The sequence below is a fragment of the Clostridium sp. AF36-4 genome (genome assembly GCF_003435975.1).
GTDB lineage: Bacteria > Bacillota > Clostridia > Lachnospirales > Lachnospiraceae > Eubacterium_F.
Genome location: NZ_QTVH01000023.1, coordinates 1 through 3,223 on the forward strand (window position 1 = coordinate 1; position 3,223 = coordinate 3,223).

The window sequence follows — 3,223 nt, forward strand, 5'->3', positions numbered from 1 at the left end:
AGTACCTTGAAAACTACACATTGAAAAAGATTGAAGACATCGATTGTCAAAAGACAATCAAAGACATCAATTTTACCGATTTAAAGAATCTATTCTTTAGAACGAGAACCAAGAAGTATGATTACTTTGTAATCATGCATTCATCTCTCAAGAACCGTGCCGGTGTATTATCGCTAATGCACTGGAACAAAAGGTCAAGCGAACAAGAGCGCAGGGTGGATGCCTTGGCACTAAGAGCCGAAGAAAGACGTGATAAGCTGCGATAAGCTACGGTGAGGAGCAAATATCCATTGACCCGTAGATTTCTGAATGGGGAAACCCGGCAGGAGAAACTCCTGTCACTGTATGGTGAATACATAGCCATATAGAGGGAACCCGGTGAACTGAAACATCTAAGTAGCCGGAGGAAGAGAAAACAACAGTGATTTCCTAAGTAGCGGCGAGCGAACGGGAAAGAGCCCAAACCGGATTGCGTGCAATCCGGGGTTCGGACTGCATACGTCATTGTAAGAGGATAACAGAATGGTTTTGGGAAAGCCAGCCAGAGAGGGTGAAAGCCCCGTACGTGAAATCTGATTACAGGCAGCAGGATCCAGAGTACCACGAGACACGTGGAACCTTGTGGGAACAAGCGGGGACCACCCCGTAAGGCTAAATACTCCTTAGTGACCGATAGCGCATAGTACTGTGAAGGAAAGGTGAAAAGAACCCCGGGAGGGGAGTGAAAGAGAACCTGAAACCCTGTGTTTACAAGCTGTGGAACCACCATATGAGTGGAACCGCGTACTTTTTGTAGAACGGTCCGGCGAGTTATGGTTGCTGGCAAGGTTAAGGACGAAAAGTCCGGAGCCGAAGGGAAACCGAGTCTTAATAGGGCGCCAAGTCAGCAGACATAGACCCGAAACCGGGTGACCTACCCATGTCCAGGTTGAAGCCGCTGTAAAAGGCGGTGGAGGACCGAACGCACATCTGTTGAAAAAGGTGGCGATGAGGTGTGGGTAGCGGAGAAATTCCAATCGAACTCGGAGATAGCTGGTTCTCCCCGAAATAGCTTTAGGGCTAGCCTTGAGTTAGACATATGGAGGTAGAGCACTGAATGGCCGCGGGGGCGTCAAAGCTTACCAAAGCCTATCAAACTCCGAATGCCATGTTGCCGATGCTCAGGAGTCAGACTGCACGAGATAAGTTGGGTAGTCGAGAGGGAAACAGCCCAGACCTACAGCTAAGGTCCCAAAGTACATGTTAAGTGGAAAAGGATGTGGGACTTCGAAGACAACTAGGATGTTGGCTCAGAAGCAGCCATACATTCAAAGAGTGCGTAATAGCTCACTAGTCGAGAGGTCCTGCGCCGAAAATGTCCGGGGCTAAAACATGACACCGAAGCTTAGGAACAGAAATGTTGGTAGGGGAGCATTGCTAAAGGAACGAAGCAGTACCGAAAGGAGCTGTGGACTTTTAGGAAGAGAGAATGCCGGAATGAGTAGCGAGAGTAAGGTGAGAATCCTTACGGCCGAATATCTAAGGTTTCCAGAGTAAAGCTGATCTGCTCTGGGTAAGTCGGGACCTAAGGCGAGGACGAAAGTCGTAGTCGATGGATAACAGGTGGAGATTCCTGTACTCCGTATAAACAGAACTGTGGGGACACGGGTGGAAAGCCTGACCCGGGAATGGAAAGACCGGGACAAGCGAGGTACCTGATAAGGAGGCAAATCCCCTTATCAATGGGAAGACGTGATGTGGAGCGAACCAAAGGGTAGCGAAGCAGGTGAGCCAGCCGTCGAGAAAAGCCGCTATTGTTTTGTACGGACCCGTACCGTAAACCGACACAGGTGGATGAGGAGAGAATCCTAAGGCCGACGGGAGAAGCATTGTTAAGGAACTCGGCAAAATGACCCCGTAACTTCGGGAGAAGGGGTGCCTGAGGAATCAGGCCGCAGAGAATAGGTCCAAGCAACTGTTTAGCAAAAACACAGGTCTATGCGAAACCGAAAGGTGAAGTATATGGGCTGACGCCTGCCCGGTGCTGGAAGGTTACGAGGAGTGCTTAGAGGCTTGCCTCGAAGGTGCGAATTTAAGCCCCAGTAAACGGCGGCCGTAACTATAACGGTCCTAAGGTAGCGAAATTCCTTGTCGGGTAAGTTCCGACCCGCACGAAAGGCGTAATGATTTGGACGCTGTCTCGACAATGCACCCGGTGAAATTGAAATACCAGTGAAGATGCTGGTTACCCGCGCCAGGACGGAAAGACCCCATGGAGCTTTACTCTAGTTTGATACTGGGATTCGGTACTGCATGTACAGGATAGGTGGGAGACTGTGAATCTGTGACGCCAGTTGCAGAGGAGTCAATGTTGGGATACCACCCTTGTAGTATTGGATTTCTAACCATCAGCCGTGAACCGGCTGGGGGACAATGTCAGGCGGGGAGTTTGACTGGGGCGGTCGCCTCCGAAAGGGTATCGGAGGCGCTCAAAGGTTCCCTCAGAATGGTCGGAAACCATTCGAAGAGTGCAAAGGCAGAAGGGAGCTTGACTGCGACACCGACGGGTGGAGCAGGTAGGAAACTAGGACTTAGTGATCCGGTGGTATGAAAGTGGGATTGCCATCGCTCAACGGATAAAAGCTACCCTGGGGATAACAGGCTTATCACTCCCAAGAGTTCACATCGACGGAGTGGTTTGGCACCTCGATGTCGGCTCATCGCATCCTGGGGCTGTAGTAGGTCCCAAGGGTTGGGCTGTTCGCCCATTAAAGCGGTACGCGAGCTGGGTTCAGAACGTCGTGAGACAGTTCGGTCCCTATCCGGCGCGGGCGTAGGATATTTGAGAGGAGCTGCCCTTAGTACGAGAGGACCGGGGTGGACTGGCCTCTGGTGTACCGGTTGTATTACCAAATGCATAGCCGGGTAGCCAAGCCGGGACGGGATAAACGCTGAAGGCATCTAAGCGTGAAGCCCCCCTCAAGATAAGATATCCCTGACAATAAGTCAATAAGACCCCTTGAAGACGACGAGGTAGATAGGTCCGAGGTGGAAGTGCAGTAATGTATGGAGCTGACGGATACTAATAGGTCGAAGGCTTGACCTTGTTGGTTCAAAGAGAGAAACATCAATGTGTAGTTTTGAAGGTACTAACTTTTACCTTTCATAAATTCCTTTATGGAGTACTATTCCTCGATAGCTCAATGGTAGAGCACTCGGCTGTTAACCGAGTTGTTGTAGGTTC

At 50.4% G+C, this 3,223-nt stretch carries 1 tRNA gene and 1 rRNA gene (1 of these 2 cut by a window edge); both read left to right on the forward strand.

Annotated elements, in window-relative coordinates:
* Positions 1-192 precede the first annotated feature (192 nt).
* Positions 193-3,085: ribosomal RNA gene (locus DW005_RS10885) — 23S ribosomal RNA — on the forward strand.
* A gap of 83 nt (positions 3,086-3,168) precedes the next feature.
* Positions 3,169-3,223: transfer RNA gene (locus DW005_RS13880), tRNA-OTHER, on the forward strand (it continues 63 nt past the right edge of the window).